Source organism: Rhodopseudomonas sp. G2_2311, assembly GCF_047501505.1.
Classification (GTDB): Bacteria; Pseudomonadota; Alphaproteobacteria; order Rhizobiales; family Xanthobacteraceae; genus Rhodopseudomonas; species Rhodopseudomonas palustris_H.
The window spans coordinates 216,839-232,954 of the sequence record NZ_JAZDRK010000002.1 but is presented as its reverse complement, the minus strand read 5'-3'; the positions used below and the strand labels follow the sequence as shown (position 1 = coordinate 232,954).

The window sequence follows — 16,116 nt, the reverse complement described above, 5'->3', positions numbered from 1 at the left end:
GCGCAATAGGCTCAGCCAACCACCCGCACGCCCTTCGCGATCGGCGTGCCGCGCAGGAAGTCCTCGGCGGTCATCGGCTGCTTGCCGGCGCGCTGCAATTGCGCGATTCGGATCGCGCCGTCGCCACAAGCAATCGTGAGATCGTCGCCGATCACTTCGCCCGGCGTTCCACGCCCCTCGGCGAGCGCGCAGCGCAGCACCTTGATCCGGACCGGCTGACCTTCGATCGGCAGTTCGCACCACGCGCCCGGAAACGGCGACAGGCCGTGGATGTGGCGCAGCACCGCGCGCGCTGGCTTGGCGAAATCGATCTTGGCTTCGGCCTTGTCGATCTTGGCCGCGTAGGTGACCCCGTCTTCGCTTTGTTTGGTGAGCTGCAGCCCGCCGCGCTCTAGCGCCGCCATCGCCCGCACCATCAGATCGGCGCCGAGCCGGGCGAGCTGATCGTGCACGTCGGTGACCGTCATGGCGTCGGTAATGGCGATACGCTCGGCCATCGCGACATCGCCGGTGTCCAGCCCGGCGTCCATCTTCATCACCATTACGCCGGTCTCGGCGTCGCCGGCCATGATGGCGCGATTGAGCGGTGCGGCGCCGCGCCAGCGCGGCAGCAGCGAGCCATGCAAATTGTAGCAGCCGAGCTCGGGCGCATCGAGAATCGCCTGCGGCAGGATCATGCCATAAGCGACGACGACGGCCGCATCCGCCTCGTGGGCGCGGAAGTTCGCCAGCGCCTCATCGGTGCGCAGCGTCTTGGGGGTCAGCACGGGCGCCTGCAGCCGGTGCGCGGCGAGCGCCACCGGCGTCTCCTGCAGCTTCATGCCCCGACCGGCCGGCTTGGGCTCGCGCGTATAAACCGCGGCGATGTCGTGGCCATGAGCCGCCAGCGCCAGCAGCGTCGGTACCGCGAACTCGGGCGTTCCCATGAAGACGAGGCGAAGCGGCATGGCGTCAGAGTCCCGGATAGGTCTGGGCGACGGAGGGCCGAGCGTCGCAACGCGTCGGCCGATCACCTGCGCGAGCGCTCAGACGTATTTGATGCCGCGCTTGGCAGCCTTCTCGAACTTGCGGATCACCATCGCGCGCTTCAGCTTCGACAGGTGATCGACGAACAGCACGCCGTTGAGATGATCGATCTCGTGCTGGATGCAGGTCGCGAACAGACCGTCCGCGTCCTCTTCCTTCACGTTGCCGTCGAGGTCGGTGTAGCGGATCCGGACCGTCTTGGGCCGTTCGACCTCGGCGTAGTATTCCGGGATCGACAGGCAGCCCTCCTCATACACGTTCATGTCCGACGAGGCGCCGATGATCTCCGGATTGATGAAGGCACGCGGATCGCTTTTGCCGTCGCCTTCCTTGCGGACGATATCCATTGTGATCAGCCGCACCGGCTCGGCGATCTGGATCGCCGCCAGCCCGATTCCGGGAGCGTCGTACATGCTCTCGAACATGTCGTCGGCGAGCTTGCGGATCTCGGTCGTCACCTCGGTGACGGGCTTGGAGATCTCGCGCAGCCGTTTGTCGGGCAGAATGATGATTTCGCGTAGGGCCATGGCGGCGATTTAAGCGGCGCCGACGTTGCGGTCAATCCGGGACCGACCGGAGCTTCTGCCACTTTCGGCGCGGCCTGCCTTAAAGGTCTGTTCAGCGTCGTGTTCTATCTTCGTTCTTGATGGCTGTGCAATCTGCTACACCGGCGGCGATGGACCAGATTCTGTTCAGGCTCGGCGAAGTGCCGGTCAGCCTCGGCATGGCCGGCGCAGCTTTTGCCGCACTCGCGCTGGCCCTGCTCGCGATCATCGCCGTCCTGGTGGCCCGCGGCAGCGCCGCGCGGCGGACCGCGGAGATCGATCAGCGGCTGGCGGTGTTGATGCGGGCCCAGCACGAGGCCAACGGCCGGGTCGATGCGATGGGCCGGGCGCTTGCCGGCCGTCAGGCCGAGATGGCCCGGGCGATGAGCGAACGGCTCGACAGCGTCACCCACCGGTTCGGCCAGTCGCTGACCCAGTCGACCCGCTACACCATGCAGAGCCTGCAGGCGCTGCACGAGCGGCTCGGCATCATTGACCGTGCCCATGACAACCTCACCGAATTGACCGACCAGGTGACGACCCTGCGCGACGTGCTCGCCAACAAGCAGGCACGCGGCGCGTTCGGCCAAGCGCGGATGGAAACGATCGTGCAGGACGGGCTGCCAAAGGGCTCGTTCGCGTTCCAATACACGCTGTCGACCGGCAAGCGGCCGGACTGCGTGGTGCTGCTGCCGGATCAGCGGCCACTGTGCATCGACGCCAAGTTTCCGCTGGAAGCGGTGACGGCGCTGCGCGAAGCGACCACCGAAGAAGCCAAGAAAGCCGCCGCGCAGCGGCTGCGCACCGACGTGATGCGCCATGTCGACGACATCGCGTCCAAATACCTGATCCCGGGCGAGACCCAGGACACCGCGCTGATGTTCGTGCCGTCGGAGTCGGTCTATGCGGAGATCCACGACGGCTTCGACGACGTGATCCAGAAGGCCTACCGAGCCCGCGTCGTGCTGGTGTCGCCGTCGCTGCTGATGCTGGCGATCCAGGTGATGCAGCAGATCCTCAAAGACGCGCGGATGCGCGACGCCGCCGATCAGATCCGCACCGAGGTGCTCAGTCTCGGTGACGATCTGGCGCGCTTGCGCGAGCGCGTTACCAAACTGCAGACCCATTTCGGCCAGGTCACCGACGACGTCCGCCAGATCCTGATCTCCGCCGACAAAATCGAGCGCCGCGCTGCTCGGATCGAGGAACTGGACTTCAGCGACCAAGCCGCCACCCCTTCAGCGGCTCCTACACCCGAAGCGCCGCTCGCCCCGGACCGCGCCGATCTGTTCGCCTCGCGCGCCTTCAAGATTGACGAAGTCGCGCCGAGCTGAGGCCGCGCCACGCAACCCGCCGTCATCGCCCGCAAATGCGGGCGGCCCAGTATCCCAGAGCCTTCGTGGCTCAGCGGCGACATGGTCCAGCATGGCCTCGTGCTTCACACAAATCACGGTGAGTACTGGTTCGCCCGGACAAGCCGGGCGATGATGGACTTTGATGCCCGGCTTCCGTCGAATCTGCTACCAACCACGCATGAATGCTCCCGATCCCGCGTCGAATCCCCAGGCGCCGTCGCAAGTAGCCGTCACCAAGCCGAGCTGGAGCGAGGCGATGGCGGTGTATTTGCAGCCGCGGGTGCTGGTGGTGCTGTTTCTCGGCTTCTCCTCCGGCCTGCCACTGGCGCTGTCCGGTTCGACGTTGCTGGTGTGGATGCGGGAATCCGGCGTCGATCTCGGCACCATCGGGCTGTTCGCGCTGGTCGGCACGCCCTACACGCTGAAATTCATCTGGGCTCCGCTGGTCGACGCGCTGCACGTGCCGCTGTTCACCCGGACGTTCGGCCGGCGCCGCGGCTGGCTGGTGTTCGCCCAGCTGCTGCTGATCGCCGCCATCCTGGTGCTGGCATTCGCGGACCCGGCGAAGTCGCCGCTCTACGTCGCGATCGGCGCGCTGCTGGTCGCCACCACGTCGGCCACCCAGGACATCGTGGTCGATGCCTTCAGGGTCGAAAGCCTGCCGGAACAAGAACAGGCCGCCGGCATGGCCGCCTATGTGGCGGCGTATCGCATCGGCATGCTGGTCTCGACTGCCGGCGCGCTGTTCCTGGTCAGCGCCTACGAATCCACCGGGCAGACCCGGCTGGAATCCTGGATGTGGGGCTACGTGACGATGGCCGCGATGGTGCTGATCGGCACCGTCACGGCGCTGCTCGCCACCGAACCGGAACAGTCGGCGCGGGCCGAAGCTGCAACCAGCGGCGAGAGCGCGTTCCGCCGCGTCACCCAGGCGGCGATCGGTGCGTTCTCCGAATTCCTTGGCCGCAAGGACGCGTTCGCGGCGCTGGCTTTCGTGGTGCTGTTCAAATTCACCGACGCGTTCTCCGGCACCATGACGGCGCCGTTCGTGATCGACCTCGGCTTCACGCGCAACGACTATGCGGCAATCGTCAAAGGCGTCGGACTGGCCGCAACGCTGGTCGGCGGCTTTGCGGGCGGCTTCGTGGCGCGGCGTTATTCGCTGGCCGCCAGCCTGTGGATCGGCGGCCTGCTGCAGGCGGTCGCCAACCTGTCGTTCTCGTGGCTCGCCGTTGTCGGTGTCGATCAATGGGCGCTGGCGCTGGCGATCAGCGCCGAGAACTTCACCAGCGCGATCGGCACGGTGATCTTCGTCGCGTATCTGTCGGCGCTGTGTAAGAACCCGCTGCACACCGCCACCCAATACGCCTTGCTGACCGCGCTCGCTGCGGTCGGGCGGACTTATCTGTCGTCGGGGGCAGGCTATGTGGCCAAGGCGACCGGATGGCCGGCGTTCTTCGCGATCTGTGTCGCGGTCGCGATCCCGAGCCTGTTGCTGCTGGCGTGGCTGCAGCGCCGCGGCCATTTCGCGGCGCTCGGTCCGGTGAAGGTCTGACGGATCGTCCCGCCGATTACTTCAGCAGGCTCCACTTGGTCACCACGGCTTCACTCATCTGGCCGGGCTCGTTGGCGCAACTGACCGACTCGATCTTCAGCGCAACCTGCTTGCCGCGGTGCGTCTTCAGCTGCGACGCCTGGGTATCGTCGGCCGGCACGATCTGGAAGGTCTCCGGCCCATTCTCGAGATTGCACAAGCCTGCCGGCGCCGGCAGCCGGCGCGGCTCGCTGACGAGCTGATACACCGGCCCGTTCTTGCCCTTGGCCCGGGTCTTCAGCGCATTGAGTTCACCGCTGAGCACATCGCCGACGCGAAGCGCGGTCGGCTTCGGCAACGCCGCCTGCGTCCCGCCCTGCTGCGCATCTTGCGCGGACACCCCGGAGGCAACGAGCGTCAGGGCGAGCGCGGCAATCGTCGGAAGCGTGAAGCGTGGCTGAGTCATCAGGTCCAATCCGGTTGAGTCAGAACAAAGTGCGCTGTCGCATCGCCGCCGACAGCGTCCCTTCGTCGAGATAGTCGAGTTCGCCACCGACCGGCACGCCATGGGCGAGCCGGGTCACTTTGACGTTGGCGTCCTGCAAGAGGTCGGTGACGTAATGTGCGGTGGTCTGGCCATCGACGGTGGCGTTGAGCGCCAGAATGATCTCGGCGACGCCGGCATCATGCGCACGCTTCACCAACGCATCGATCGTCAGATCCTCGGGGCCGACGCCGTCGAGCGGCGAGAGCGTGGCCCCCAGAACGTGGTACCGGCCGTTTGTGGCGGAGGCGCGTTCGAGCGCCCACAAATCCGCAACGTCGGCCACCACCACGATGATCGAGGAATCGCGCCGGGGATCGGTGCAAACCGTGCACGGGTTCTGCGAGTCGATGTTGCCGCAGGTGCTGCAGACTTCGATCTTGTCGATCGCGACCTGCAAGGCCGAGGCAAGCGGCGCCATCAGCGCGTCGCGCTTCTTGATCAGATGCAACGCGGCGCGCCGCGCCGAGCGCGGTCCCAATCCGGGCAGCCGCGCCAGCAACTGGATCAGACGTTCGATCTCGGGGCCTGCGGCACCGGCCATCGGGACTCCGTCTCCGTGGGTTGATCAGACGCGACGACGCAACGCTTCGCCACTCTCATTGCCGAGACGGGCGTCTAAGGCGCGAATCGAAAGGCGAGAAAGACTAGCCCAGGCCGAGCCCGGGCGGCAGGCCGAGGCCGCCGGTCAGCGCCTGCATCTTCTCCTGCATCGCGGCTTCCGCCTTGCGATGGGCGTCGCCATGCGCCGCCACCAGCAGATCTTCGAGCACTTCGCGCTCGTCGGGCTTGATCAGCGACGGATCGATCGAGATACCGCGCACCTCCATCTTAGCACTCATCCGCACCTTGACGAGGCCGCCGCCCGACAGGCCCTCAACCTCGATCTGGTCGAGCTCGGCCTGCATCGCCTTCATCTTCGACTGCAGCTGGGCAGCCTGTTTCATCATGCCGAGAAAGTCAGCCATGATCGGTTTCCTTTCAGATCGCTAATCGTCGTCGTCAATTCGCTCGGAGGGATCGTCCATATCAGACTCGATCTCCACCGGCTCGGGGGCGAGGCGCCGCACGGTCAGCTTGGCGCCGGGAAATCGCGCCAGCACTTCTTGGACGCGCGGATCGTTCTCCGCCGCACGCTCGCGTTCGTTCTGCTGCGCCTCGTTCTGCTTGCGCAGCGTCGGCTGACCGGGCTCGTTGGACACGATCACGGTCCAGCGCCGACCGGTCCATTGCTCGAGCTTGCGGCCGAGATCGTTGATCAGGCTGCGCGATGCGCTGGGCTCCAGCGCCAGTTCGAGCCGTCCATCCTCGATCCGCACCAGCCGCACGTCGGCTTCGAGCGCCAGACGAGTCATCACGTCGCGCTTCTCGGAAGCCAGTGCGACGAGCTGCGGAAACGTCGTGATCTTCAGCGCCGATGATTCGGGCTCTGGCGCCGGCGCGCTGACCGGCGAGCGCGCCGTGCTGTCGAAGCCGCTGCGCACCATCGTCGGTGCGGGTGCGGCGCTCATGGTCGGTGCGCTGCGCGGCATCGCCGCGCTGGGAGCGGACAGAGCCGGGGCTGACGCCAATGAAGCGGACACACCGCCGCGACCGCTGCCACCACCGCCGGAGATCGCCGGGGCATCACCGCCGCCGCTCTGCTCCAACATCCGCAATGCTTCATCGGGCGTCGGCAGATCGGCCGCATAGGCGATCCGCACCAGCACCATCTCGGCCGCCGCGGCCGGACGAGTCGCTCCCTGCACCTCGGCAATGCCCTTCAGCAGCATCTGCCACATCCGCGACAGCACCCGCATCGACAGCTTGGTGGCGAACTCCCGCCCGCGCACTCGCTCGGTCTCACCGAACGCGACATTGTCGGCGATCGCCGGCACGATCTTCACGCGGGTGACGAAATTGACGAACTCGGCGAGATCGGAAAGCACCACCACCGGGTCAGCGCCCGTGTCGTACTGGTCGCGGAATTCGGCGAACGCGGCAGCGATGTCGCCGCGCGCCAGCGCATCGAACAGTTCGATCACCCGGGTGCGGTCGGCGAGGCCGAGCATCTGCCGCACCGCGTCGGCGCGCACCAGGCCGGCCGCGTGCGCGATCGCCTGGTCGAACAGCGACAGCGAATCGCGCACCGAGCCTTCGGCCGCACGGGCGATGATGCCGAGCGCTTCCGGCTCGACCTCGACGCCTTCCTTCTGGGCGATATTCGACAGGTGATTCATCAGCACGTCGGCTTCGACCCGGCGCAGGTCGAAGCGCTGGCAGCGCGACAACACCGTCACCGGCACCTTGCGGATCTCGGTGGTGGCGAACACGAATTTGGCGTGCTCCGGCGGCTCCTCCAGTGTCTTCAGGAAGGCGTTGAACGCCGCCGTCGACAGCATGTGCACTTCGTCGATGATGTAGACTTTGTAGCGCGCGCTCGCCGGCGCATAGCGCACGCTGTCGTTGATCTGGCGGACATCGTCGACACCGGTGTGCGAGGCGGCGTCCATCTCCAGCACATCCATGTGCCGGCTTTCCATGATCGCCTTACAGTGTACGCCGTGCACCGGCATGTGGATGGTCGGTCCCTTCACCGAACCGTCCGGCAATTCGTAGTTCAGCGCCCGGGCGAGGATACGCGCGGTGGTGGTCTTGCCGACACCGCGGACGCCGGTGAGAATCCAGGCCTGCGGAATCCGGCCCGTATCGAACGCGTTGGAGACGGTACGGACGACCGCTTCCTGGCCGATCAGATCATCGAAGCTGTTGGGACGATATTTCCGCGCCAGCACCCGATAGGCGCCGGCCGGCGCGCTCGCGCTGCCGGGCTGCTCGGGAGCAGCGGACGGCGTCGCGGAAAGGCCAGAGTCACTCATCGGTCGGTCCGCAATGCTGCGTTGGTGGGGCCGGATTGCGGAAGGGAGCGGGGCGGTCGCGACGGGGCAGGATCATGCGGCTGGCCCGGAACACCCCTTACACCGGACCGGCATCCGCCGGTCCTGATCCACCTTCGTCCGGCCGTGGCGCCCCGAATGCCAGGGCAGCACGGCCGAAAAATGAGGTAGGAGACTGACGAGCGACCCGATCCAGACCTCGTTAGGGCTGCTTCCTTCCGGACCTGACCCGGTTGGCGAGAGGCTCGTCCACCGCCAATCTCCCGGTCCCTATTTGGCGCCAAACCGACCCGAATGCAAGTCGCTGGTCCAGCCCTTGGACCTTCGACTAGGTGGCGCTTCCGCCGGTCCGGACGGCTTGGTATGACTGCGAGGCGGCCTCGCGGCCGTCCCCGCCACAGACAAGAGCCCACGCTCCGCTAACGGGCCGATGGAACCGCAATGTCACCCTCCGACTGGTCGCTGAGCTCCCGGCTCGAACAAGACACCATCAATATCGGCGATCTGCCGCTCAGCCGCGTGCTGGTGATCAAGGACGCGCATTACCCCTGGCTGCTGCTGGTGCCGCGTCGGCCCGACGTCAGCGAGATCATCGACCTCGACGAGGTGGCCCAGGCGCAGTTGATGACCGAGATCGCCCGCGTGAGCCGGGCGCTCAAGGAGGTCACCAAATGCGACAAGCTCAATGTCGCTGCGCTCGGCAATCTGGTGCCACAGCTTCACATCCACATCATCGCGCGGCGCTCCAGCGACGTGGCCTGGCCACGGCCGGTGTGGGGCGTGATGCCGCCGCTGGCGCACGATCCCGAAGAGGTGCAGCAGTTCATCAATCTGCTCCGCCGCAAGATCTGGCTGAGCTGATCCGATGAGCACACCGTTCCCGCTCGGCCAGCCCGCTTTCGTCAGCCACGTCCTCGACCGCGCCGCGCATCTGCGCGGCAACGACGCCAAACTGATGGCGATGGAGGAACGTGGCGACACCCGCGCCTTCGTGGTGCATCGCGATTCGCTGTTGGTGAAGCACGAGCCCGATGGCCCACGGGCCGAGCTGACGATCAAAGAGGCGCTGGCACTCGGGGCCAACCCCGGCACGATCTTCCTCGGCCTGCGCAACGGCGCTGCCGTGTTCGGCATGGGGATCGGCGCCCCGGCCGCGGACAAGCTCGCCGGCCGGCCCGACGCCGGCCTCGTCGAGCTGCGCGGCCTTGCGATGCAGGGCGTGTTGCCGGTCGAGCAGCTCTCGGCGATCGCGATGGCGAAGTCGCTGGTGAACTGGCATCAGCGCCACGGCTATTGCGCCAATTGCGGCACTCGTACCGCGATGGCCCAGGGCGGCTGGAAGCGCGACTGCCCGTCCTGCAAGGCCGAGCACTTTCCGCGCACCGATCCGGTGGTGATCATGCTGGTGACGCATGGCGATCGCTGCCTGCTTGGCCGGCAGAAGCAATTCCCGGCCGGGATGTATTCGTGCCTCGCCGGCTTCGTCGAGGCGGCCGAGACCATCGAAGACGCGGTGCGCCGCGAGATCATCGAGGAGTCCGGCATCCTGTGCACCGACGTGCGTTACTACATGACGCAGCCGTGGCCGTATCCGTCGTCGCTGATGATCGCCTGCACGGCGACCGCCACCACCGAGGACATCACCGTCGATCGGACGGAACTTGAAGACGCGCGGTGGTTTTCCCGTGACGAGGCGGCGCAGATGCTGAAGCGCGAACATCCGGACGGATTGTTCGGGCCGCACCCGTTCGCGATCGCGCACCATCTGCTCGGCCGCTGGCTGGAGGGACAATCATGAGCGAAACTGCCAAACGCGCGCCGCGCGTGCTGTGCATCGGCATTCCGGTGCGTGACCTCACGTTCCGAATCGAGGCGGTGCCCGGCCGTGGCAACAAGGTGCCGGCCAGTTCATTCGGCGAGATCTGCGGCGGCAATGCGCTCAATGCCGCGATCGGGATCGGGCGACTCGGCGGCCGGGCGGAAATGTGCGGCCCGATGGGCCACGCGGACGAAGCCGCGGCCCGCTTCATCTTCGACAAGCTGGCCGAGGAAGGCATCGGCTCCAGAGGTCTCATTCACATGCCGGGGCTGGTAACGCCGATCTCGGCGGTGCTGGTCGATCCGACCGGCGAACGCACCATCGTGACGTTCCGTGACCCCGGCCTGTGGAAGGTCGCGCTGCCCGACGCCGACACGCTGCTGAAGGATTGCGACGCCATCCTCACCGAAAGCCGCTGCTCCAGCTTCGTGACGCCGCTGTGCGCCGAAGCGACGCGGCGCGGAATTCCGGTGGTCGTCGATGTCGACAACGCGATGTCGATGAACGACGGACTGCTGACCGCCGCCTCGCATCTGATCTGCTCGGCGGAAGCGCTGCACGGCACCGCGGGCATCGACGACGATGCCGAGGCACTGAGGAAGCTGGCGACGCTGACTCATGCCTTCGTGGCAGTGACCCGCGGGCCGAAGGGCACACTGTGGCTCGACGACAAGCACGAGTTTCGCGAGACGCCGGCATTCCCGGTGCATTCGGTCGATACGCTCGGCGCCGGCGACATTTTCCACGGCGGCTTCACCGTGGCGTTCGGCGAAGGCCAGGACATCGCTCACGCGCTACGCTTTGCCTCCGCGGCCGCGGCGTTGAAATGCACGCGTCCGGGGGGCGCGTTCGCGTGCCCGAGCCGCGCTGAAGTCGAAGAGCTGCTGGCAAAATCGCCGGTCGGCGCGCTGTAAGTCATTCATGCTCAAATGATGGGTTGGGCGGCCTGCGCCTTAACCCATCATTCTGTTCGGCCGTTATTGCGGTGGGTTGCGCGTGGCGCGCGAGCCTGTCGTTCAGCCAACCCTCGCGATGGACTTCATCGCACCGGCTCCCAACCGGGCGGCGCCAGTTCGAAGCCGGCGAAGTCGAAAGCCGGCGCCACGGTGCAGCCGACCAGCGTCCATTCACCGGTCGACGTTGCTGCCTGCCAGGCGCGCGGCGGCACGATGACTTGCGGCAGATGCCCGGCGCCGAGATCGGGGCCGAGCGTGGTGGCGCGGCGGCCGTCGTCATCGGCAACCTCCAGCATCAGGGCTGCGCCCGCGTAGTGGTGCCAGACTTCGACCGCATCGATCCGGTGCCAGTGCGAGCGTTCCCCTGCACGGAGCAGGAAGTGGATCGCGGTCGAGTAGCTGCGGCCGCTCGGGTCGCAGCGAGGATCGCGGAACGTTTCGCGATAATGGCCGCCTTCCGGATGCGGCTGCAGACCGAGCCGCGCGATCACCTCGGCGGCGCTGAGAGTCACCGCGCTCACCCGTTGTTCTTGCGCTCGCGGATCTCGCCGAACACGTCGGCGGCGGGCGCGCCGGACAGGCCCACGGCGGCGGCGACCGACGGCACATCGGCCCGCAGGAACACGTTGGCTTGCTTCTCCTCGCCGAGCGTCACCGGAATCGTCGGCTTGCCTTCGGCACGCAGTGCTTCGACCTGCTTGGCACGGGCCTGCAGCGCCGCGTTGTCGGGCTCGATACCGAGCGCGAATTTGACGTTGGAGGCGGTGTATTCGTGGCCGCAATACAGCTTGAAGTCGTCCGGCAGCGCCCGCAGCTTCAGCAGCGACTCCCACATCATCGGATAGGTGCCTTCGAACACCCGGCCGCAACCGATCGAGAACAGCGTGTCGGCTGCGAACAGCGCGCGGTCATCGTCGAACACGTAAGAAATGTGATCGAGGGTGTGGCCGGGAGTTTCCAGCACGCGCGCAGTGAGGTCGCCGATGCGAACGAAATCGCCTTCCTGCAGACGGACGTCGACGTCAGCGATCTTGGCGTTGGCGTCGTGCGGCGCATAGACGCGGCACTGATACTTCTTCTTCAGCTCGGCAATGCCGCCGACGTGATCGCCGTGGTGATGGGTGACCAGAATGTCGGTCAGCTTCCAACCTTCTTTGTCGAGCGCAGCCATCAGGGGGGCAGCTTCCGGCGCGTCGATCGATGCGGTCGCTCCGGTGGCCGGATCGTGGACCAGATAGCCGAAATTGTCGGTGAGACACGGAACGATACGGATGTCGGCGGGCATGAGATCTCCGGAACTTGAAGGCGGCAGGAGCGTGCCCGGCGCCGTTTCTGTCGCCGGCGTCACGCAGTGTCGAATCCTAACATGGGGGCAGACCGGGACGAAATGAAGCGGTCACAGCCTCGTAAACCAAGCAGGGTGCGGCTTTGCCGGACGGTACGACGCCGTGGTAAATGGTGGGCATGACCATGGACGTCGTGGATCTGCGGGAGTTCTACAGCAGCCGTCTCGGCATCGTCGCACGGCGGCTGATCAACCGCGGCATCCAGTCGCGCTGGCCGGATGCGCGCGGTGATCGCGTGCTCGGCCTCGGCTATCCGACGCCCTATCTTGGCCTGTTCCGAGACAGATGCGAGCGCTGCATCGCCTTCATGCCTGCGGCTCAGGGCGTGCTGAAATGGCCGACCGCGCGATCGACTCTGTCGTCGCTGGTCGACGAGCACGCGCTGCCGCTGCCGGATGCGGCGGTCGACCGCATCCTGCTGGTGCATGCGCTGGAGATGTCGGATGACCCCGAACGGCTGCTGCGCGAGGTGTGGCGGGTGATGGCACCGGCCGGACGGCTGCTGGCGATCGTCCCGAATCGCCGCGGCGTCTGGGCACGCCTCGACAACACGCCGTTCGGCCACGGCCGTCCTTATTCGCGCTCGCAGATCGCCGATCTCTTACGACGAACCTGGTTCACCCCCACCGCCTGGAGCGAAGCGCTGTTCGTGCCGCCGCTGGGGCACGGCTGGCTGTTGCGATCGGCACCGGCCTGGGAGCGGATCGGCGCATCGACCTCGTTGCCGTTCGCCGGCGTGCATGTGGTCGAAGCCACCAAACAGGTGGTGCGGGCGCAGCCGGTCAAGCGCGAGCGTATCCGGCTGATTCCATCGCTGGAGCCTTCTCTGGTGCCCTCACCGACCCCGCTGCAAGGCGACGAGCCGGGCGCGCCGCCGCTGCTGCGCTGAAACGACATGCGCTGAAACGAAAAAGGCCGCACCAACCGGCGCGGCCTTATCTGATCCTGGGATCAATCGAATCAAACGCAGCGATTAATCGCCGGCGCCGGCATCCTCACCCGACGGAGCCGGGGCGACGGCCTGTGCGGCGGCCGGCTCGCCGCGCGGACGACGGCGGCGACGCGGCGGGAAGCGCTCACCGCCCCCGTTGCTCTCGAACGCGTTGGGGCCGAGCTGCGGCTGCGGACCGGTGATGAAGGACGGCAGGCGATCGACGCCCTCCGCCGCCGGCTGCGGCTGCTCGCGCGGCACGAACTGCGGCTGCGGACGATGCTCGCGCGGCTGGGGCTGTTCACGCGGCTGATAAGGCTGCGGCTGCTCGCGCTGCTGGTACGGCTGGGGCTGCTGTATAGGGACGAGGCCCGGCTCGGCGCCGAAATTGGAGAAATCGCCCTCGCTGTCGTCGTCGTTGTCCAGCGTGTCGTTGTCGATTCGCGGCTGCGGCTGATTCTGCCGGAATTGCTCCTGGGCAGCCGCGATCAGACGAAAGTAGTGCTCGGCGTGCTGGTAATAGTTCTCGGCCGCCACCGGGTCACCCGAAGAGCGGGCATCGCGGGCGAGCTGAACGTATTTCTCGGCGATGTGCGAAGCGGTACCACGGATCTTGATATCGGGGCCGTTCGATTCAAACACCCGGGTCATCGGGTTTTGGCCGCGCCGATTGTTATTATTGCCGCCGTTATTCCGGTTACGCAGCCGCTTATTGTTCTGCCCGTTTCTCATGTCCTACCTTCTTACCGAACCTCTTTTTGCAAGGCATGGCTGCGCCTGACGCAGGTCGCACTACGCCTCTCCGAACAGCCCTTCAGTCTCTGGTCGCTTAGTGCCGTATGTCGCGTTCAACAAAGACGCGTTCCCCAACTCCGGCGGGCGGTCGTGCTGCGCCAGCCGGACCAAATCAACGAGCCTGTGCAACGAGGCTCAGCTTCTCGCGCGTGAGTTCTTCAAGCGTGAATCGTTTAGGCTTTCGTTCGCTTCGCGGTCGAAAGCTGCGCGGCTGCCCCAGCCTATCGCGCTTGATCGAAACCGCAGTATGGAACCCATTCGGTCAGGGGCTCTCGTAGAGAAGAACATGCCCCACACCGCACCGCGGGGCCAGCCGCTCTGACCGATATCTGGAGCGGAACGTAGTCGCTCTCGGTCGATATTCCAAGCGGTTTTTTGCAATTTGTTCCGATATCAGGGGCCCGCCAGCCGCCCGGTCACCGCCCGGAAAATCCCTGACAAATCAGGCCGGAAGGGGTCAGAGACGGTTAACCCCGAGGCCTGCATCAGGGCGCTTACATCGAGTTCCTGACCTTGTCCGATTTCAACCACCAACGCGCCTCGTGGTTGCAACAGGCGGACCGATTCGGGGATAATTTTCCGGTAGGCATCGAGCCCGTCGGCTCCGCCGTCGAGCGCGCGGCGCGGATCATGCTCCCGCACCTCGCGATCGAGCCCCGCAATCTCGTTAGCTGGAATATAGGGCGGGTTGGAAACGATCAGGTCGAACCGCCCTTGCAGCGCCGAGGCGTAGTCGCAGGCGACGAAGCCGGCGCGATCAGCAAGTCCAAGACGCTGCGCATTCCGTCGTGCCGTGCGGAGGGCGCCGAGGCTGATATCGGTGGCAACGCCGATGGCGTCCGGCCGCTCGTGTAGTAGTGCGAGCAGGATCGCACCGCTCCCAGTCCCGATGTCGAGTATCCGCGGCGCAGGTAAGGCTCGCTCCTGCAGGATCGCGAGCGCGGCCTCCACAATCGTCTCAGTATCGGGGCGCGGCACCAACGTATCGGCAGAGAGTTCGAACGGCAGCCCCCAGAACTCACGCATGCCGAGGATGCGAGCCACCGGCTCGCCGCCGAGCCGCCGCGCCGCAAGCGACTGCAGCCGCTCGTTCTCCTCAGCGGTCAGGATACGCTCGGCCTGAACTAGCAGTCCGGTGAGATCGAGCCCGGTGACCTCGCCGACCAGCAGCCGGGCGTCGAGTGCGGCCGACTCGATCGCCGCATCCTGGAATTGCCTGGCGAGACGACGACGCGCGAATGCGATCGTCGGAGCGTCGCTCACGCCGCGTTGCCCTGCTCGGCGAGCTGCGCCGCCTGATACTCGGTGGTCAGCGCGTCGATCAGCTCGCCCAAGCCTTCGCCGGCCATTACTTGCGGCAGCTTGTACAGCGTCAGATTGATGCGGTGGTCGGTGACGCGCCCTTGCGGGAAGTTGTAGGTACGGATCCGTTCGGAGCGATCGCCGGAGCCGACCTTGGCCTTGCGCTCGGCGGAGCGTTCGGCATCGACCCGCTGCCGCTCGGCATCGTAGATCCGCGAGCGCAGGATGTTCATTGCCGAAGCGCGATTCTTATGCTGCGAGCGGCTGTCCTGCATCATCACCACAATGCCGGTCGGCAGATGGGTGATACGGATCGCCGACTCGGTCTTATTGACGTGCTGACCGCCGGCGCCCTGCGCCCGCATCGTCTCGATCCGCAGGTCTTCCTGCTTGATATCGACGTCGACCTCCTCGACCTCGGGCAGCACCGCGACGGTCGCGGCCGAGGTGTGGATGCGCCCTTGAGTTTCGGTGTCGGGCACACGCTGGACACGGTGCACGCCGGATTCGAATTTCAGCTTGGCGAACGCGCCGCGGCCCTTCACTTCGGCGATGATTTCCTTGAATCCGCCGACGGTGCCTTCGCTCGCCGAAATCACCTCGACGCTCCAGCCTTGCAGTGCTGCGAACTTCTCGTACATCCGGAACAGGTCGCCGGCGAACAATGAGGCCTCGTCGCCGCCAGTGCCGGCGCGGATTTCCAGCATCACGTTGCGCTCGTCCATCGCGTCCTTCGGCAACAGCGCGATGCGGATCTGCTGGATCAGTTCGTCGCGGTGAGCGTCGAGCGCGTCGCGCTCGGCCTCGGCCATCGCCCGCATCTCCGGCTCGGTGGCCGGGTCTTCGAGCAGCTCGTCCATCTCACCGAGTTCGTCGCGGACCTGGCGATAACTCTTCACCGCCTCGACCAGCGGATTGAGCTCCGACAATTCGCGGGTGATGCGGACGTAGTCCTCGGCGCCGACCTGGGCCATCAGCTGCGCTTCGAGCGCGGCGTGATGCGCGAGGAGAACGTCGAGCTTGGCTTCGGGCAGTGTGGACATGAATGATCTCGGGTGAACGCGAAAAAACGACAGGCGGCGGCGGG

17 protein-coding genes and 1 other RNA gene are annotated in these 16,116 nt (G+C 66.2%); 6 read left to right on the top strand and 12 right to left on the bottom strand.

Translation table 11 applies throughout. The annotated features are described in order from the left end of the window. Nucleotides 1-11: 11 nt before the first annotated feature. Nucleotides 12-947, bottom strand: coding sequence for a methionyl-tRNA formyltransferase (fmt, locus tag VRZ08_RS04010; protein ID WP_264054138.1), 936 nt, complete (start codon nt 945-947; stop codon nt 12-14). A 78-nt stretch (nt 948-1,025) separates the two neighbouring features. Next, nucleotides 1,026-1,553 (bottom strand): peptide deformylase, encoded by a 528-nt coding sequence (gene def / locus VRZ08_RS04005; RefSeq protein WP_263990463.1) that lies wholly within the window; start codon nt 1,551-1,553, stop codon nt 1,026-1,028. 149 nt (nt 1,554-1,702) lie between these two features. Here def and VRZ08_RS04000 point away from each other — a divergent pair, with 149 nt between their 5' ends. Continuing rightward, nucleotides 1,703-2,905, top strand: coding sequence for a DNA recombination protein RmuC (locus VRZ08_RS04000; protein ID WP_414531828.1), 1,203 nt, complete (start codon nt 1,703-1,705; stop codon nt 2,903-2,905). A 199-nt stretch (nt 2,906-3,104) separates the two neighbouring features. Then, a complete protein-coding gene (locus VRZ08_RS03995) occupies nt 3,105-4,481 on the top strand; it encodes an AmpG family muropeptide MFS transporter (protein WP_414531636.1) in 1,377 nt (458 codons plus the stop codon). A gap of 16 nt (nt 4,482-4,497) precedes the next feature. Here the strand turns inward: VRZ08_RS03995 and VRZ08_RS03990 are convergent, their stop codons facing one another. The 5 genes from VRZ08_RS03990 to ffs all read right to left on the bottom strand — a co-directional run bounded on the left by VRZ08_RS03990 (nt 4,498) and on the right by ffs (nt 8,144). Further along, nucleotides 4,498-4,926 (bottom strand): hypothetical protein, encoded by a 429-nt coding sequence (locus tag VRZ08_RS03990; RefSeq protein ID WP_414531635.1) that lies wholly within the window; start codon nt 4,924-4,926, stop codon nt 4,498-4,500. 19 nt (nt 4,927-4,945) lie between these two features. Continuing rightward, on the bottom strand, nt 4,946-5,548 hold the full coding sequence (recR, locus tag VRZ08_RS03985; protein WP_414531634.1) for a recombination mediator RecR: 603 nt from the start codon (nt 5,546-5,548) through the stop codon (nt 4,946-4,948). Nucleotides 5,549-5,651: 103 nt separating this feature from the next. Beyond that, nucleotides 5,652-5,972: a YbaB/EbfC family nucleoid-associated protein gene (locus VRZ08_RS03980; RefSeq protein WP_164634054.1), complete on the bottom strand. Its 321-nt coding sequence runs from the start codon at nt 5,970-5,972 to the stop codon at nt 5,652-5,654. A gap of 21 nt (nt 5,973-5,993) precedes the next feature. Next, the gene (locus VRZ08_RS03975; RefSeq protein WP_414531633.1) at nt 5,994-7,862 is read right to left on the bottom strand and encodes a DNA polymerase III subunit gamma/tau; all 1,869 of its coding nucleotides are present in this window, start codon (nt 7,860-7,862) and stop codon (nt 5,994-5,996) included. A 185-nt stretch (nt 7,863-8,047) separates the two neighbouring features. Further along, nucleotides 8,048-8,144, bottom strand: an RNA gene (ffs, locus tag VRZ08_RS03970) — signal recognition particle sRNA small type. 177 nt (nt 8,145-8,321) lie between these two features. Between ffs and VRZ08_RS03965 the strand changes: the two genes are divergently transcribed. Genes VRZ08_RS03965 through VRZ08_RS03955 form a run of 3 tightly spaced genes read left to right on the top strand, consistent with a single transcriptional unit; the run spans nt 8,322 to nt 10,613 of the window. Next, entirely contained in the window at nt 8,322-8,741 is a 420-nt protein-coding gene (locus tag VRZ08_RS03965; protein WP_107342812.1) for an HIT domain-containing protein, read from the top strand. A 4-nt stretch (nt 8,742-8,745) separates the two neighbouring features. Further along, nucleotides 8,746-9,678 carry an NAD(+) diphosphatase gene (gene nudC, locus VRZ08_RS03960; protein ID WP_414531632.1) on the top strand — a complete coding sequence of 311 codons (933 nt, stop codon included), beginning with the start codon at nt 8,746-8,748 and terminating at the stop codon, nt 9,676-9,678. Further along, complete coding sequence (locus VRZ08_RS03955; protein ID WP_414531631.1) at nt 9,675-10,613, top strand: sugar kinase; 939 nt, start codon at nt 9,675-9,677, stop codon at nt 10,611-10,613. The genes nudC and VRZ08_RS03955 overlap by 4 nt, the downstream gene beginning before the upstream one ends. Nucleotides 10,614-10,738: 125 nt before the next feature. Here VRZ08_RS03955 and VRZ08_RS03950 read toward each other — a convergent pair whose 3' ends face one another. Both VRZ08_RS03950 and gloB read right to left on the bottom strand, forming a co-directional pair. Beyond that, nucleotides 10,739-11,176, bottom strand: a complete 438-nt coding sequence (locus VRZ08_RS03950; RefSeq protein WP_414531630.1) for a cupin domain-containing protein — start codon at nt 11,174-11,176, stop codon at nt 10,739-10,741. Next, nucleotides 11,173-11,940 carry a hydroxyacylglutathione hydrolase gene (gloB, locus tag VRZ08_RS03945; RefSeq protein ID WP_414531629.1) on the bottom strand — a complete coding sequence of 256 codons (768 nt, stop codon included), beginning with the start codon at nt 11,938-11,940 and terminating at the stop codon, nt 11,173-11,175. Before gloB ends, VRZ08_RS03950 begins: the two co-directional genes overlap by 4 nt. 179 nt (nt 11,941-12,119) lie before the next feature. Here gloB and VRZ08_RS03940 point away from each other — a divergent pair, with 179 nt between their 5' ends. Beyond that, complete coding sequence (locus VRZ08_RS03940) at nt 12,120-12,890, top strand: class I SAM-dependent methyltransferase (protein ID WP_414531628.1); 771 nt, start codon at nt 12,120-12,122, stop codon at nt 12,888-12,890. A gap of 84 nt (nt 12,891-12,974) precedes the next feature. On the opposite strand, the gene VRZ08_RS03935 is transcribed toward VRZ08_RS03940, so the two are convergent. The 3 genes from VRZ08_RS03935 to prfA all read right to left on the bottom strand — a co-directional run bounded on the left by VRZ08_RS03935 (nt 12,975) and on the right by prfA (nt 16,072). Next, nucleotides 12,975-13,664: a DUF4167 domain-containing protein gene (locus VRZ08_RS03935; RefSeq protein ID WP_414531627.1), complete on the bottom strand. Its 690-nt coding sequence runs from the start codon at nt 13,662-13,664 to the stop codon at nt 12,975-12,977. A gap of 456 nt (nt 13,665-14,120) precedes the next feature. Then, nucleotides 14,121-14,990 (bottom strand): peptide chain release factor N(5)-glutamine methyltransferase, encoded by an 870-nt coding sequence (prmC, locus tag VRZ08_RS03930; protein WP_414531626.1) that lies wholly within the window; start codon nt 14,988-14,990, stop codon nt 14,121-14,123. Beyond that, nucleotides 14,987-16,072, bottom strand: a complete 1,086-nt coding sequence (gene prfA, locus VRZ08_RS03925) for a peptide chain release factor 1 (protein WP_264075381.1) — start codon at nt 16,070-16,072, stop codon at nt 14,987-14,989. The genes prmC and prfA overlap by 4 nt, the downstream gene beginning before the upstream one ends. Nucleotides 16,073-16,116: the final 44 nt, after the last annotated feature.